Source organism: Corynebacterium sp. S7 (genome assembly GCF_054401105.1).
On the sequence record NZ_CM136760.1, the window covers coordinates 2,741,148 to 2,756,268 of the forward strand.

A 15,121-nucleotide genomic window follows, 5' to 3' on the forward strand; every position below is an offset into this window, starting at 1 on the left:
CCCCAACGAGAATGCGTGACCAGTGAAATTCTGAAAGAATGGCCCGTATGAACAAAGTGGCACGAATTGCGCTTCGGGGAGCTATCGGCGCGCTGAAGGCGACTCAATTCGCGCTTGAAGTTTATGCCGATCTCTCCCCCTTAATCCGACTGCGTGGCCCACGCAGATTGTCGAAAAATATGGGGGCAGGAGTGCTCGGTGCCGAGGTAGCAACGTGGTGGGCACTTTCTCCTTCGCTGTTGCCCCGAAAATGGTGGATCACCGCCGCCAACGTGGCATTTGTCCAGGGTTTTGGCCACGCCGTCGGGACGGGAATCAGCTTCGTTTCGCGCCGCATTCGTCGCAAGTTCAATATTGCCCCGCACATGGGCGATATGCCACGGCTCAATGCCGTCCTCCATATCGGCCTTGGGACAACCACAGCCATTGTGGCATTGCGGACCCCCTCGAGGCACGCAAAGCAAGTCCAACTCGCAACCGAGCGCAACGCATTTGGTTTGAATAGCGCGATCGTGGGCATGGCTGCTGGCACTGTCGGGTACGGAATCCTGCTCGCAATTGGGGAGGCCCTTCAAAACTGGGTGGACAGCACGAATCGGCAGCTCGCGCGCTGGCTGCCACCAGTGGTGAGCTGGCCAATTGCGTTAATCGGTGTCATCGCCACCTTGTACTTCGCTACCGACAAAGTTGTTCTGCGTCGCGCGCTCTCGCAACTTTACGCCCGCGCGGAAAAACTCAACCAAGAGGTCATGCCCGGCGCGACCCCACCGACGGAGCCAACCCGCTCCGGTTCCCCCGAGAGCATTGAGGAGTGGGACAACCTCGGGCGTCAAGGTCGATCAGTGATTGCGGCGGGTCCGCGTATCGACGACATCCGCTCGGTAATGCAAGAGCCTGCGCACGAACCTATCCGCATCTACATCGGCCTTACTGAAGGCCGTACTCCCGAGGACCAGGCAAAGCTCGTACTCGAGGAAATGGAACGCACGAACGCGTTCGATCGCGAAGCAATTGCAATCATGTCTTCGGCAGGAACCGGGTGGCTGAATGATTTTGTCACCAGCCCTTTTGAGTTTCTGATGCGCGGGGATTGCGCCATCGTCGCTATGCAATATTCCTTTCTCCCCTCTGCCGTCTCCTACATCGCTGACCGCACCACGCCTGTGACCTCCTCGCGCGTGTTAATCACGGCAGTACGAGAGCGCCTAAATCAGATCCCCGAGGAGCGTCGCCCCAAGCTTTATGTTGCTGGCGAATCTCTTGGCGCTTACGGCGTTGCCGATTCCTTTGATTCGCTCGATGACCTGCTGGAAACTGTCGATGGTGCCCTCTTTACCGGCGCGCCAGGATTTACCCGCCTGCACACAGAGCTGACCAACGCGCGCGATCGAGGCACGATTCAGCGCCTTCCGGTTCTCGATGGTGGCCGCCATGTCCGCTTCGTGGCCACTGAAAACCATTTGAACCACGATTTTCGGGGCGATGAGTTCGCCAACGAGTGGGAATTTCCCCGCGTGGTCTTCGCACAGCACGCCTCCGACCCGGTTGTGTGGTGGGACTGGAAGTTGTTCATCCTTCAGCCGGATTGGCTCCGCGAGCCCGGCTCCCGCGGAGTGCCAGCTCCCGAAGCTCAGGAGCTGGATGTTTTCGACGGTCTGCGGTGGGTGCCGTTCATCACTGGCTGGCAGGTCGGCCTCGACCAAGTAAATTCCCTGGATTTCCTCCCAGGTCACGGGCATGTTTACCGCTATTCCACGATCAAGTACTGGGCCGCAGTACTGGACAAAGAGATCAGCGACGAGCAAGCCATCGGGGTAGCGAAGTGGGTCCGCAAGGACATGGAACGCGTGCGCAACGAAGAGGTGCCTAAGCCAACCGTGATCCGTCAAACGATAGAGTCGGGCCAGGGTTCACTGGGGAACCTGCGATCTCGACGTCGCTAACCCGCATCCAGGTCATGGAGACGCTGCTCTCCGTGACCTGCGCAAGCGCGTAGCCATGCGCATCCAGATCGACGTGGCTGATGTGCGGGTTGTGTTCGAGCACGACGCTTTCCGCGAGGTGGGACAGCGACGAGTCCTGCGGCAGCCCCATCAGGTCGTCGATATTAGGTGCACTTATCGACGAGCACACGAACTCGGCAGCCACAACGTTGCCCTCGTACTCAATGTGGTTGGCCCACTCCGAGTGAATGTCACCCGTGAGAAATACAGTGTTGCCCTTCAAGCTGGCGAGTAGCCTTTGGCGATCGGCGATGTAGCCATCCCATTGGTCCACGTTTACCGGGGTTCCACCGAGATCGACGCCCACCATATCTGCGAGCGGCTTTGCCACGCTTCGATCAAGAGGTTTGAGATTCAACGGTGCCATCATGACCGAGGTCCCAATGAGATCCCACGTCGCTGGCGAGAAGTTCAGTCTCCCGTGCAGCCACGCAAACTGCTCCGATCCCATGATCGTGCGGCTGACGTCGGTACGACTGGCAGGCAGGAACTCACCCGGAGCACTTCGGTAAGAACGCAGGTCAAGCATGTGGATCTCGGCAAGAGTACCGAAGGTCAGCGAGCGATAAATCCGGCCTCCGCGCGATGGTGATGTCCCTCGCACTGGTAACCACTCAAGGTAGGCCTGCATCGCAGCATCCCGGCGCGAAGACCAATCGCCATCTGTTTGGGCATGGTTCTTAGCTCCACCCGACCAGGCATCGTCAGCGATCTCATGATCATCCCAAGTGACCACCCAGGGGACTGCACTGTGAGCTGCTTGGAGGGACGCGTCTCGTCGATAAGCACCGTAACGTGCACGATAATCGCTGAGAGTGCGAATGGCATGCATCGGAGTGTGAGTGCGAACGACTCCGTGCTTGCCGGGGTACTCGCCGGACGCGAACTCGTAGATGTAATCGCCCATGTGCACGACGAGGTCGATCTGCCCGAGAGCGGCGCGCTCCGCGATGTCCTGGTAGCCCTGGAAATAGCCGGACTCGAAGTTCGCGCACGAGCACACGGCGAGATTGAGCTGGTCGACGCTCTCGGTGGGTGCAGGTGCAGTCTTCGTCGTTCCCACAGGCGAGGTATACCCGAGAGCGTGGAAGCGATAAAAGTAAGTGGTTCTGGGATTCAGGCCGAATGGATCGACGTGAACTGTGTGATCCTGGGATGCATCTGTAGTCGTTGAGCCTCGGCGAACGAGCTGGGTGAACTCCGGATCGGTGGCAACCTCCCAATCGACCTGGACTGGCTCACCGAGCTGCGAGCCTGGGATCGCACTGGGCTCAGGAGTCACGCGCGTCCATAAAATAACGCTGGCCGGGAGCGGATCGCCCGAGGCTACACCGTGCATAAACACGCCGTATTCGTCGAGCGAATAGGCAGCGAGCTGATACTGGCTGGAATGCGAATTATCGCTTGCGCGGACTTCGCCCACCAGCTGCGCGGTATTTTGGGAAGTAGGTAAGGCAGCAACCGCGCCGACTATCAACGAGGATTTTAAAACCCCACGACGCGAAAACTGTGGACCTGTACGCTTTGCCCGCTGCACACTTAGCATTGTCGGCCTTCGGTGCCGGTTTCGCTTGGTTCGTTCGCGAAAGTTCATGCAGGTGAACGCATGGTTACCTCTTGGTTGGATGTAGCACTGGCGAGGCGTGGCCACCCGAACAGGTGCTGTAAACTGTGTAAAGATAAATTTCACAGCAAGGTTGGTTTCAATGAATCAAAGCTTTGCGCCAAAGCGACGGCGCGGGGTCTTGTCCCGCGTTCTTGGCGACATCCTAATCACGATCGGAATCCTAGCCTTGCTCTATGCCTTTTACGAAGCGGTGTGGACCAACCTCGACTCCAGACAGCGCCAATCGCAGGTCGACGACGCGCTAGTGCAAAGCTGGTCGGAACAGCCGGCTCCAACCCTGGGTGATGGCATCGAGGCAGCGGCACCGCCGCCCGTCGCTGGCGAGGCTTTTAGCCGCTTGCACGTCCCCAGCTTCGGAGGCGATTTCCAATACGCGATCATGGAAGGCACCGACGAGGAAGCTCTGCGCACGGGACCGGGCCGTTACGTGGATACCCAGATGCCGGGCGAGAACGGCAACTTCGCCATCGCCGGTCACCGCTCCGGATATGGCGAGCCCTTCGACGACATCGACAGGTTGCAGGTCTGTGACGAGTTGATCGTCGAGACGGCCACGTCCTTGGAGACCTACAAGGTCCTGCCTTACGGTGTCTCGGCCGCGGAGCGAGCAAGCCAGGCTTCAAGTTGTTTCACCCCGGAGCAAACCGAGGCGATTGTTCACGGCACCTACGCCCATGTAGCAGGCCAGCACATCACTAACCCATATGATGTCGGTGTGCTCTCTCCGGTCCCGGGGCAGCCGTCCAACGCAGCTGATCAAACCGAAGGCCTAATCACCCTGACTGCCTGCCACCCGCGCTACTCCAACGCAGAGCGCATCATTGTCCACGGCATGTTGGTGGATTCCACACCGAAGTCCGGCGCCCCCACTACCTCCTAGGAGTTCACGAATATGTATAGCTGGTTTTGGCGTATTCTCCCCGGCCCTGCCTGGTTGAAGTTCATCGTCGTAATAATACTGCTGGTGGCGGTTTTTTTCCTCTTGATGGAAGTCGTCTTCCCCGCCGTATCACTGCTGTCGCCTGAAGCAAACGTGGTGGGCTAACGATAGGAATAACGAAGCGGTCCCGCTCCTCGGAATTGAGGAGCGGGACCGCTTTTAGTTCTTCAGCGGTACTGTCTGATTACAGCACGATGGTGCTGGAACCGATTGGGCCCAGGACATCATACAAGAAGATCGAGATCCGTGCGAGGAGATCGAAGACGGAAGAACCGGTTTGCTCTAGGCCTTCGATGTTCGAAGACAGTGGGATAACGCTCAGCATTTCTGCTCCTTAGTATTTTGAGTACCTTGTGTGGGTGATTTATTCGACGCGTTGGCCCCGAACTGAAGCAAGAACGTTCGGGGCCACACGGGGAAGGGCTGACGTACAGGGCCTTCCCCTAAGCTTTACAGCGGATTAGGCTTCGTTGCGACGTCCGCGCAGTGCCAACCAGGCACCACCCAGGATCAGAACGAGTGCTCCGCCGACAAGCCATAGAACGTTTGCACCAGTGACAGCCAGAGCGGAACCGCCCTGCTGTGCGGCAGCCGTGCCGTCGGAACCGTCAACCATTGCAGGCTGTCCGGTCTCTGGCTTTCCAGGAATACCAGGAGTGCCATCAGATGGCTGACCTGGTTTTCCGGGTTTTCCGGGTTCTCCGGGCTCACCCGGGGTTCCAGGTTCTCCAGGTTTACCGGGTTCACCAGGTTCACCAGGTTCACCCGGCGTACCAGGATCTCCAGGGGTCCCAGGGGTATCAGGGCCCGGTGGGGTCGAGGAACCTGGGAAATCTGGCAGGTCAGGAATTGGCAGTGGGATGATGATCAGGCCGTTAGACGAGATCTTGTTCTCCAGACCAAAGGTCACTGACTCAGAACCGTCACCGTTGATGGTTGCAACTGTTGCAGTCTCATCACCTTCGACTGGCTTGACCTTTGCACGCCCCTCGTCAACTGACCAGATGATATCCTTCCAATTGACGTTGTCAACACTGGTGTATGCACCGGTCTCCTTGAGGGTGATCTCGGTGTTCAACGGCAAGTAAACCTTGCCGTTGATTACAGTCGCATCGCACTCCGCAGTCGGCTGAGCCGGCTGTCCAGGCACAACGTTGAGGATGCAGGAACGCTCGAAGCCATCGATGTCGTTCCAAGACGCGGTGACTTGGAAGAGTACCTCGGTGTCACGCTCGACTTCGCCACCCTTGAATCCTGTGACTTCCTTGTCGATGTCAACTTCAGTTGTTGGCTCTGCACGGTTAGTCACGTCGATGACGTGGTTGCCATCAGCATCAACGGTGATCGTGTTCTCGTAGCGAGGCAGACCCCAGTTGTAACCGGGGACGGGCTCTGGAGCAATTTCGTGGAAGGTCACGATGGTGTCCTTTGGCAGGATCTTCTCGGATTCCCAACGGAAGTTGTTCTCAGCATTGAGAACAATCACGTCACCCTCAGCGATGCCAGCGCCCTCTGGCAGGGTCTTGCCTGCTGGGAAGGTAATTGTATCGATCTGGATCTGGAACTCGGTGCCTTCTGGCAGGCCGAACTCATCAGCAGGAGTGGTTTCACCATCAAGTTCTATCAGCTTCTCGAAGCCGATGGAGCCAGGCTGCCATGTTGCCTCGTTGCCGAGGGTGATCAGTCGGCCTTCAGCTGGATCGTCGGAGACGATTCCAGTGACGGATCCGTCAGAGTTGGTATGCAACCAATTCTCGCCGTTCGTGCCCCAAGTAATGGCACCCCATTCAACGCCAGCTACCTCTGGACGAGGACCCTCGGTGAAGGTGACCTGAGTTCCAACGGGGAGCATTTCTCCAAGGTTAACTGCCTCTCCAGCCCGTAGGGTGAGCAAGCGAGACTCGAACTCAGTACCGGACTGCCAACGAGCAGTAACGGTGAACTCGGTATCCTTGTCAACGCCTTCTGCAGCCTCACCACTGATCTGCTTGAGCAGGCGGAAGGTGCCATCATTCGTGTCAACGTAGTTCTTCACAGTGACCTCAACTGGGTTGAGGCCGACGGTCACAACTGCGTTATCTTCTTCGTCGAAGGTGACTCCATTGCCTGAAAAAACGGGAGCGGCCCATGCAAGGCCATTACCGTTCTCAGGAACGATCTCAGAAAGGGTGACCTTCGTGCCACTTGGCAGCGCTTCGCCGAAGTCGACAACAGAGCCGTCTGCAGGCAGGACTAAGTTCTTGCTCTGCTCAACCCCGTTCGCGTCCTTCCAGGTTGCAACAACAGTGAAGGATTCTGGGACGTTATCGTTGTACTGCTCTGGACCCTCGAGTTTCTTCTTCAGAGAGAAGGTGCCCTGGGTGATATCAGCTGTGTTAGTCAGCGTCACAGAGTTGGTCTGTGGGTCTCGGCCCACGGTGACAGTGTTGCTTGGGGAAAACTGTGGTTCGCCCCAGGTAATAGCATCCGTGTCTGCGGGCTGGATCTCAGAGTAAGTGATCTCAGTTCCGATAGGAAGGTCAACAAGGTTCCAGGTCTCGCCAGCCTTGATGGTGTGAGTCTTGGTCTCATCCTGACCATTTCCTGGGCGATCGATCTTCGCATTAATGGTGAAGTTAACACCAGCGGCAGCGCCAGCTGCTTCACCATTGACTACCTTGGTGATCGAGGCGCTGCTGTGCGATGCCTTGTTCTCCAGCTGTACCTGGACATTTTCACGAGGCTCGGTGATTTCAACGACGGCAGTCGTGCCATCCTCGGAAACCTCAACGCCCGGAGCTGCCTTGAACTGGCCTGGCTCGAAGTACACGCCCTCGACGTTAGGGAGATCAATCTCGGTTAGCCGGATCTTCCAGCCAAGTCCGCGAGAGAACTGACCGTTCACAGGAGTGCCATCAGCCTTGACGGTAATGTTGTACGTGTTGTTAGGAGAGTCAGTTGCCAGATTAGTACCTGGCGCGAACTCCTCAACCTTGACGGTGAAATCGTGCGCGTTCGGATCAATGCGCACAGAATCCCATGCCAAGTTCTTCTGCAGAGCGAAGGAACCACGGCTTACGCCCGTACCGGTGCCGCCACCGCCGTAGTTGAAGGTGGCCTTGCTGCCGAACTTCTCGCCCAGGCCTTCAATCTCGTTGCTGTAGGAAGTACCACGAACATCGACGCCACCACTTGCGGTGCAGAGGGTGTAATCAATGACGTAGACCCAATCGCGGCTGTACTTTCCATCAATCTGCGGCAACTCAAATGTGATCTGGTTCGTCTCCGGATCGTGAGAGACCTTGGTGCCGGCTGTGACATCGACGGACTCGTTCGCCTGATTACCTGTCACGTAGTCTCGCGCGGTGACCTTTAGGTTGAGTGCATCCTTCAGGTCAGCTCCGGCTGGAGCACATACTTCCTGAGTGTCAGAGTAAGTATCGGTGATTCGGAATGGTGCCTCCGAGCCTTCCATCAACTGGCCAGGAGTCTCAACATGCCAACCGATGGTAGTGCCCCATGGGAACTCCTCGCCAGCGATTGTGATCGGCTTGTAGTTAATCTCGCCCTTCTTCGAAGGCTTGAAACTACGACCGTTTACGTCGGCGGAAACGGTCGCACCGTTCACCACTGCATTGTTGGTGAAAGTGTCTTCACCTGCAACTGGAATGTCGTCCTTGTCTACCTGTGTGTAGTAGACAATTTCGTAAATCTTGCTCGCTTGGAAATCAAAGCTTTCCTTAGGAGTTGCCGTCATATCAAATCCAGTACCGCCCTCAGCAACTTCGAGGTCAATGGTGAACTGATCGGTAACGTTGCGCCATGGAGTATTAGTCTGGTCGAGCGCAGGAAGATAGTCCCGCTCTTGGATCAAGAGCTTGAGATCCTTTTCACTGTCGACGGAATGACCACCGGTAAAGGTGTCGGTCAAAGTGAGGGACGCAGCGTTGTTTGCCGTCAACCAATTGCCTGGCACCGCGACATACCAACGCAGAGAACCATAGCGATCGGTCTGCTCGAGCGTACCGCCCTTATACGGTTCGGTTCGCGGGCTAAAGGTTGTGCCGACGCCCTGACCGTACTCAATGCCGTTAATATCTACGTAGTTGCTAAACTTCGCGCCCTGAACGTAGCCCGCTGTCGCCTTCGTAACGTAGATGATGCGGTACATCTCGTTCGCATTAAATCCTTCGCCACTGTCGATCTTGAGCGTCAGAGGACGATAAGCGTCGTCGCCTTCGCCTTCGACATTGTCTTGGTTGATAGTGACGCTGCCGCCTTCAACTGCGCTCCAGTCGCCACGACCCGATTCCAGACGTGGCGCTGGAGGGTTGTGCAGCTCCATGTTCGCCGACAAGCGGTCGTCTAAGGTGACCGTAGAACCATCTGTGGATAGCTGGGACAGGACAGAACCGGGGACCTGAATGGTCCACTCTACAGACTGCTGATCATTGCGCAGACTTCCGGTCTTCTGGGTATCGCCCATCTCAAAACCGTCGCTGATACCACCTTCGCCAGGAAGGTCGACAACGACGACTTTCCCGTTGACGCTGAAGTTGAGTTGTTCGGCATTCGTAGATTGGACAGCAGTAGTCCACAGGTTCCACTCGCCGTGGACATCTTCAGGACGGTCGATAACTGCATCTGACAGTGTGCAGGAAAGCGTGTTGTCTGCTGCAACTACGCAAGTACCCCAATCGGTGCCGTCGGCACCTGTCAGCGGGAAGGTAAATCCAACTGGAGGAAGAGACAGCTCTGTTGGGAATTGGATTTCAAAGTTGTCGCCCGGCTGCGGGTTCGCGGTGGATGCGTCCCAAGTTCCGGCGACAAAGACCCTGTCATTGATAGTAATTTGGTCGTCCGAAGTGAGATGCTCCGAGCGAATCTCAGTGACCTTAACGTTAATTCCGTCATTGATCGCAAACGGAGCAATTAATTCGGCATTCAGTGCTGGCGGGTCCAGCCCGCTTTCGCCGGTTCCGAAGCCCTCGCCCTCGGTGCCTGCTGGAGCAGACGGCTGGGCAGGAGTCTCGTTATCGGAGTTGTCAATCTCGATCGGACTAGTTTCAACGCCAGAATCATCGGCGATCTCATTCAAGTTATCGGCGATCTGAGATGCGGCCCCGTCATCAGCGCCGTCCTGAGCAGATGCAGACTGCGCGGGGATAACGAGCATAGTTACAGCCAATGCAAAAATTGCAATGATTGCCGCTATGGATATCGAGAAGGACACCCCCTTTCCGTGCTTTCCAATCGTTATATTATTGTTCATTTACCCTTCTTAAGATCATAAATTTTGGATTTACCACAGGAAAAAGCGTGGTTACGGTCAGGATTGAGAGGCTGCGAAGCCTAAAGCTAGCTCCACATAACAGGGAATGATAAGCACATTCACAGGATTAGTCCATTTCAAAACTTTCAATCTTCTATTGAGATTATTGATGGGTAAGCTGAACTTTATGCAAGGTAAACAAAACGGTAAATGACCAGCCCTTTAAAACTCACCAACCGCCACGGGCTTGCACTAACAAGGGTTAACCTCGGGGGTAGTGGCCAGAACGCGACTGGCACAAAAAACGGGAATGCTGCAAAAGCATTCCCGTTAAAAGGTAAGAGTCGTCGAAAGGTCTACTAGCTAAATCGCACAAGCAACACCAGTGGAGTGATGCGGACAGTACCCATTCGGCACCTTATAGAGGTACTGCTGGTGTTCGTCTTCTGCCAGGTAGTAATCCACGCCTACCTTCACTTCAGTGGTCACCTCGCCGAAGCCCTCGTCGGCAAGCTGCCTTGCGTATTGTGCGATCCACCCGCGGATCTGCTCCACTTCTTCCTCTGTGTCCGGGTAGAACGCAGAACGGTACTGGGTGCCCACGTCATTGCCCTGGCGGAAACCCTGGGTTGGGTCGTGCGCCTCCATCGCCATGCGGACGAGTTCTTTCAGCGAGATCCGTTCGGGATCGTAGACCACCTCGACAACCTCGGCATGGTTAGTCATGCCGGAGCAGACTTCGCGGTACGTCGGATTCTTGGTTTGGCCACCCGCGTAGCCCACCGAAGTGCCCTCAACACCCTCGGTTTCCCAGTACATTTTCTCCACGCCCCAGAAACAGCCGATGCCAATAATCAGGCGTTTTTGCCCTTCCTTCCACGGCCCCGTAATGGGCGTGCCAAGAACGGCGTGGGCAGATGGATGGGCTAGAACCGGGGTATCACGGCCCGGGAGTGTGTCTTCGGGGGCAACAAGTTCTGGGGTGCGTTGAAAGATCCACGACATGCCCTATTCAACGCATGAATCGGCGAATCTGTTCCACCCACCCCATTTGTGGACACGTACACAATAAATCGTTGCCAAATTTTCAAAACTGCCTATCATGGGGTGCAGCGCCTGAACTTTAGCGGGCGGAAATTTTTACGAAAGGAATCAAGAACATGGCTGTATATGAACTTCCAGAGCTGGACTACGCGTACGACGCGCTCGAGCCACACATCTCCGCAGAGATCATGGAGCTGCACCACACCAAGCACCACGCAACCTACGTTGCAGGCGCAAACGCAGCACTTGAGGCACTCGAAGCAGAGCGCAACGGCGAGGCTAACCCAGACCGCGTTCGCGCACTGTCCAAGAACCTTGCGTTTAACCTCGGTGGCCACACCAACCACTCCGTTTTCTGGAAGAACCTCTCCCCTAACGGTGGCGGCGAGCCAACCGGCGAGCTCGCAGAGGCAATCAACAACGACTTCGGTTCTTTCGAGAAGTTCAAGGCTCACTTCTCCGCAGCAGCTCTCGGCCTGCAGGGCTCCGGCTGGGCAGTCCTGGGCTACGACAAGGTTGCTGGCCGTCTCGTTATCGAGCAGCTCACCGATCAGCAGGGCAACACCTCCATCGGCCTGACCCCACTGCTCATGCTGGATATGTGGGAGCACGCATTCTACCTGCAGTACAAGAACGTCAAGGCAGATTACGTCAAGGCTGTCTGGAACGTCTTCAACTGGGATGACGTTGCTGCACGCTACGCAGAGGCAAAGAAGTAATTTAGCTTTACCTTTTTGGATCAACCGCTCCTTCGGGAGCGGTTTTTCGCTTTACGACGAGTTCCTTGGCCAAGCGCTTGACCCTAACGCCACGTCATAGTTCATGATGTAGATATGAAGATTTCAGAAGTCGCAGACGCCGCGGGGTGTTCGATCCGCGCGATCCGGCATATGCACGCCAGCGGTGCAGTCCCCGAACCAGCGCGCCTACCCAACGGCTACCGCGATTACGCGATCACCGATGTCGCCGCGATCATGCGCGCCCGCGCACTCATCGACGCCGGCGTCCCCCTGTCCCAGATCAACACACCCAATGCGGTGCCTGAGGCCCTCTCGCTTATCGACGATCAACTCGCCCACCTCGAGCTCCAGCGCACAAAGCTCCTGGCACTACAGGACAACCCTGCTGGCACCCCAGCTGACATTCGTGAATCGATTCTGGCGCATTTTGGCGATTCCCAAACCCCGCGCGCAGATTTGGACAGCTTGGATCTCATGGCCTTCGCCGGTGTCGCTACTCCTGCTACCTGGGATCAGCTGCGCACAAACCTCGCAGATTCGACCTGCCTCGCGTCGTCGCAAAGCTATTTCATCTTGTGGGAAAAGCTGGCCGAGCTGCCCGCCGCAACCGATATCTCGGCGGAAATCGACGAACTTGCGGGGCTGATCTCCGCAGGGTTTATGCGCGGGGTCTTCGAAACGCTGCGCCCCGGCACGCTGCCACTTTCGCGTAGTGATGTTCCCTTGCAGGGTGCACAGGCCAAGGCGTTCAAGGCTCTTACTGGAGCTATCGATGCTTAAAACATTGCTCAGATTCCTCCAACGACACCCCGCATTCAAACTTGCGCGGTGGGAACTCGGCATGTGGCACGACCTTTATCGCTGGGCGAGAGGAGAGGTACTCATTCCCGCAGATGCCACACCACTTCCCCACCAGCCAGGAAGATTACAGATGGTTGCAGCATTTACGGTGGTCATCGCCATCGAAGCCGTGATTGTGGACTTCCTAATTTCAGTACCTTGGCTGCGTATCGTCGCAGTAATTCTGGCTGTGTACTCAGTCATCCTGATCTGGGGCATACTCGCTGGCGAACGCATCCGCCCCCACTACCTAGGCGCAGACCACCTCGTTCTGCGCCGGGGCCGCAAGACATTCGCCACGATTCCCCTCGCAGCAATCGCGAGCACCCGCCCCGAGCGCACGTTCAACTCCGAAATGCACGAGCTTCGCGACGATTCTCTGACCCTCGGAGGATCCCACGGCACTGACACCACTCTTGCCTTAAGCACACCTGTCTCCGTGGCTCATGACACCTGGCCCTGGCAGGAGAAACGCACGTCCGAGGTCAGCACAATTTCGCTCTACTCCGGCAACGTGGCCGAGTGGCTCCCGCGGCCCGCAACGAACTCTCGGAATTGATCCACCGGTGGAGCTTCCGTTGCGTCGAGGCGCCACACCATCCCTAAGTCTCGGAAAACAGGCGGTGTGATTTCTCGCAGCACCACTCCCGAAACGGCTAAGTACGGGTCATCCATCGGGAGCAGCGCAACGCCAAGACCTGCGGAAACCAGTCCTGCCACGGTGGTAAGCTCCATCGACTCGAAAACGAAATTTGGGGTGAAGCCAGCCTGAGCGGTGAGCTCGTCGAGAAGCGTGCGTGTGCCATAGCCCGGCAACATTCCCACCCACGGTGAGTCAGCGACCTCCTCTAAAGCGATTGGACCTGAGTCTGCTTCGCCCGCGGGGAAGGCCACGGCGAGGCGCTGGCGAGCAAGCGAGACCCAACCGATCCGCTCGTCGGTGGGGCGAGGCCCGACGAGGGCGACGTCGGCGTCGTCGCGAAGCACTCGTTCTACCAGTGCGTTTGCGGGACCTTGGTGCAGAGAAAATTGCACGTGTGGGTGATCGGCGCGGTAATCGCGGAGGAGATCGGGGACCAACCAGGTGCCAAGCGAGTGCATGAAATCGAGGCGCACCGAGCCACGTTCGGGATCCATGAGTCGCGCGACTTGGGCACGTCCAGCCGAGAGCTCGTCGAGGACCGTCTCTGCATGCACCGAAAACGCACGACCGCGCGAATTCAGGACCATCCTGCCACTCACCCGGTCGAAGAGCTGAGCTCCAGCAAACGATTCCACGCGCTGCACCATGCGGGACAGCGTCGGCTGGGCAACGTGCAATTTGTCGGCGGCGGCACCCAAATGACCAATGTGCACGACAGCTAGGAACCCTTCAAGATCAGCAGGCTTCATGCAGTTATTGAATCACATTCGACTAATTTGAGCATTTTACACATGACCCTTGAGGCGAGAAGATGGGAACCATGAGAAAAGGAACGGTGGCTTATAAGCGCGCGACCCTTGCCATGCTGGCCGTAGGCCTGGCAATTTTCATGACCCTGTATTCCACCCAGGCGCTGCTCCCCTCCTTCGTCTCCGACCTTGGCATCACGCCAACCCAAGCCGCATGGACCGTTTCCGCCACCACGGGCGCATTGGCCATCTGCGTTGTGCCCGCCTCTATCCTTTCGGAGCGCTTTGGGCGCGGTCGCGTGCTCATCATCTCGGCCCTGCTCGCGACAGCGATCGGCCTCCTTCTCCCATTCGCCCAAGACGCGACCCAATTGATCCTTTTGCGCGCCCTGCAAGGAGTGATGGTCTCGGGCACCCCGGCTGTCGCCATGGCCTGGCTGTCAGAAGAGATCCACTCCGAGGACCTGCCCGGCGCGATGGGCCTCTATATTGCGGGCACTACCGTCGGTGGACTCTTTGGCAGGTTTATCCCCACGGGACTCCTTGAATTCACCAGCTGGCGAGGCGCCCTCGCCACCACCGCTGCCATCGCCTTCATCTTCGCCATCGTTATGGCACTGCTCCTGCCCAAACAGCAAAACTTCACCCCGAAATCAATCAGCCCCAAATCCGAGCTGCTTGCCATGGCGGGCCACCTGAAAAACCCGCGCCTGGTCTCGCTTTTCCTCATTGCTTTCTTCGCCATGGGCACCTTCGTGTCCATGTACAACTTCCTTGGCTTCCGGCTCATCGATCATTTCGGGCTCGCCCCGTCACTCGTCGGTCTTGTGTTCCTCATGTATCTCTCGGGCACGTGGTCATCGGCCCAGGCTGGAAACATGATCAAGCGCTTCGGCCGTGGTCGCGTAGTTCTCGGGGGCGCCGTGCTGGTGTTCGTCGGCCTCCTCCTGTGCGTTTCGGGAAGTATTTGGGTCACAATGCTCGGCCTACTCATCTTCACCGCCAGCTTCTTTGCTATCCATTCCACCGCCTCCGGTTGGGTCTGCCAGATTGCCACGAAAAATCGCGCGGAGGCCTCGAGCCTGTACACCTTTTGTTATTACCTGGGCTCGTCGGCAATTGGTGGCTCCACCGGCTGGATCTTCGAGAGCTTCCCGTGGACGGGCTTCGTCGGCACGCTCGCTGCCATCCTGATTGTCGTGGTGGTCATCGCCGTCGCACTTGCGCTCGCAGAGAAGCGCGCGGAGAAGAAGGAACCAGTTCGCCAATAGCTTTTGTACGGCT

12 protein-coding genes are annotated in these 15,121 nt (G+C 57.2%); 7 read left to right on the top strand and 5 right to left on the bottom strand.

Features of this window, described 5'->3' with window-relative positions:
• The first annotated feature begins 47 nt into the window (after positions 1-47).
• Entirely contained in the window at positions 48-1,943 is a 1,896-nt protein-coding gene (locus ACXZ66_RS12950; RefSeq protein ID WP_458749303.1) for an alpha/beta-hydrolase family protein, read from the top strand.
• Here ACXZ66_RS12950 and ACXZ66_RS12955 read toward each other — a convergent pair.
• Positions 1,867-3,540 (bottom strand): alkaline phosphatase D family protein, encoded by a 1,674-nt coding sequence (locus ACXZ66_RS12955; protein WP_458749305.1) that lies wholly within the window; start codon positions 3,538-3,540, stop codon positions 1,867-1,869. The two genes, ACXZ66_RS12950 and ACXZ66_RS12955, sit on opposite strands and share 77 nt — an antisense overlap.
• 169 nt (positions 3,541-3,709) lie before the next feature.
• On the opposite strand from ACXZ66_RS12955, the gene ACXZ66_RS12960 reads away from it, so the two are divergent.
• Together ACXZ66_RS12960 and ACXZ66_RS12965 are read left to right on the top strand one after the other, a co-directional pair.
• Positions 3,710-4,510, top strand: a complete 801-nt coding sequence (locus tag ACXZ66_RS12960) for a class E sortase (RefSeq protein ID WP_458749306.1) — start codon at positions 3,710-3,712, stop codon at positions 4,508-4,510.
• A gap of 12 nt (positions 4,511-4,522) precedes the next feature.
• On the top strand, positions 4,523-4,675 hold the full coding sequence (locus tag ACXZ66_RS12965; RefSeq protein WP_458749307.1) for a hypothetical protein: 153 nt from the start codon (positions 4,523-4,525) through the stop codon (positions 4,673-4,675).
• A gap of 79 nt (positions 4,676-4,754) precedes the next feature.
• On the opposite strand, the gene ACXZ66_RS12970 is transcribed toward ACXZ66_RS12965, so the two are convergent.
• From ACXZ66_RS12970 to msrA, 3 genes are all read right to left on the bottom strand, one after another.
• The gene (locus ACXZ66_RS12970) at positions 4,755-4,895 is read right to left on the bottom strand and encodes a hypothetical protein (RefSeq protein WP_458749309.1); all 141 of its coding nucleotides are present in this window, start codon (positions 4,893-4,895) and stop codon (positions 4,755-4,757) included.
• A 135-nt stretch (positions 4,896-5,030) separates the two neighbouring features.
• Positions 5,031-9,725, bottom strand: a complete 4,695-nt coding sequence (locus ACXZ66_RS12975; RefSeq protein WP_458749310.1) for a DUF5979 domain-containing protein — start codon at positions 9,723-9,725, stop codon at positions 5,031-5,033.
• Between the two features lie 459 nt (positions 9,726-10,184).
• Entirely contained in the window at positions 10,185-10,826 is a 642-nt protein-coding gene (msrA, locus tag ACXZ66_RS12980) for a peptide-methionine (S)-S-oxide reductase MsrA (protein WP_458749311.1), read from the bottom strand.
• Positions 10,827-10,981: 155 nt separating this feature from the next.
• Between msrA and ACXZ66_RS12985 the strand changes: the two genes are divergently transcribed.
• The 3 genes from ACXZ66_RS12985 to ACXZ66_RS12995 all read left to right on the top strand — a co-directional run bounded on the left by ACXZ66_RS12985 (position 10,982) and on the right by ACXZ66_RS12995 (position 13,004).
• Positions 10,982-11,584 (top strand): superoxide dismutase, encoded by a 603-nt coding sequence (locus tag ACXZ66_RS12985; RefSeq protein ID WP_458749312.1) that lies wholly within the window; start codon positions 10,982-10,984, stop codon positions 11,582-11,584.
• Between the two features lie 114 nt (positions 11,585-11,698).
• Positions 11,699-12,385, top strand: a complete 687-nt coding sequence (locus tag ACXZ66_RS12990; RefSeq protein WP_458749314.1) for a MerR family transcriptional regulator — start codon at positions 11,699-11,701, stop codon at positions 12,383-12,385.
• Positions 12,386-12,536: 151 nt separating this feature from the next.
• Positions 12,537-13,004, top strand: a complete 468-nt coding sequence (locus ACXZ66_RS12995; protein WP_458749315.1) for a hypothetical protein — start codon at positions 12,537-12,539, stop codon at positions 13,002-13,004.
• On the opposite strand, the gene ACXZ66_RS13000 is transcribed toward ACXZ66_RS12995, so the two are convergent.
• Positions 12,947-13,837, bottom strand: coding sequence for a LysR family transcriptional regulator (locus ACXZ66_RS13000; RefSeq protein WP_458749317.1), 891 nt, complete (start codon positions 13,835-13,837; stop codon positions 12,947-12,949). The two genes, ACXZ66_RS12995 and ACXZ66_RS13000, sit on opposite strands and share 58 nt — an antisense overlap.
• Positions 13,838-13,908: 71 nt before the next feature.
• Here ACXZ66_RS13000 and ACXZ66_RS13005 point away from each other — a divergent pair, with 71 nt between their 5' ends.
• Positions 13,909-15,108 (top strand): MFS transporter, encoded by a 1,200-nt coding sequence (locus tag ACXZ66_RS13005; RefSeq protein ID WP_458749319.1) that lies wholly within the window; start codon positions 13,909-13,911, stop codon positions 15,106-15,108.
• Positions 15,109-15,121: the final 13 nt, after the last annotated feature.

Coding starts and splice junctions, on each gene's coding strand:
- ACXZ66_RS12995 (WP_458749315.1), top strand. CDS start 12,537: ATGGTTGCAGCATTTACGGTGGTCATCGCCATCGAAGCCGTGATTGTG.
- ACXZ66_RS13005 (WP_458749319.1), top strand. CDS start 13,909: ATGAGAAAAGGAACGGTGGCTTATAAGCGCGCGACCCTTGCCATGCTG.
- ACXZ66_RS12990 (WP_458749314.1), top strand. CDS start 11,699: ATGAAGATTTCAGAAGTCGCAGACGCCGCGGGGTGTTCGATCCGCGCG.
- msrA (WP_458749311.1), bottom strand. CDS start 10,826: ATGTCGTGGATCTTTCAACGCACCCCAGAACTTGTTGCCCCCGAAGAC.
- ACXZ66_RS12985 (WP_458749312.1), top strand. CDS start 10,982: ATGGCTGTATATGAACTTCCAGAGCTGGACTACGCGTACGACGCGCTC.
- ACXZ66_RS12970 (WP_458749309.1), bottom strand. CDS start 4,895: ATGCTGAGCGTTATCCCACTGTCTTCGAACATCGAAGGCCTAGAGCAA.
- ACXZ66_RS12960 (WP_458749306.1), top strand. CDS start 3,710: ATGAATCAAAGCTTTGCGCCAAAGCGACGGCGCGGGGTCTTGTCCCGC.
- ACXZ66_RS12965 (WP_458749307.1), top strand. CDS start 4,523: ATGTATAGCTGGTTTTGGCGTATTCTCCCCGGCCCTGCCTGGTTGAAG.
- ACXZ66_RS13000 (WP_458749317.1), bottom strand. CDS start 13,837: ATGAAGCCTGCTGATCTTGAAGGGTTCCTAGCTGTCGTGCACATTGGT.
- ACXZ66_RS12975 (WP_458749310.1), bottom strand. CDS start 9,725: ATGCTCGTTATCCCCGCGCAGTCTGCATCTGCTCAGGACGGCGCTGAT.
- ACXZ66_RS12950 (WP_458749303.1), top strand. CDS start 48: ATGAACAAAGTGGCACGAATTGCGCTTCGGGGAGCTATCGGCGCGCTG.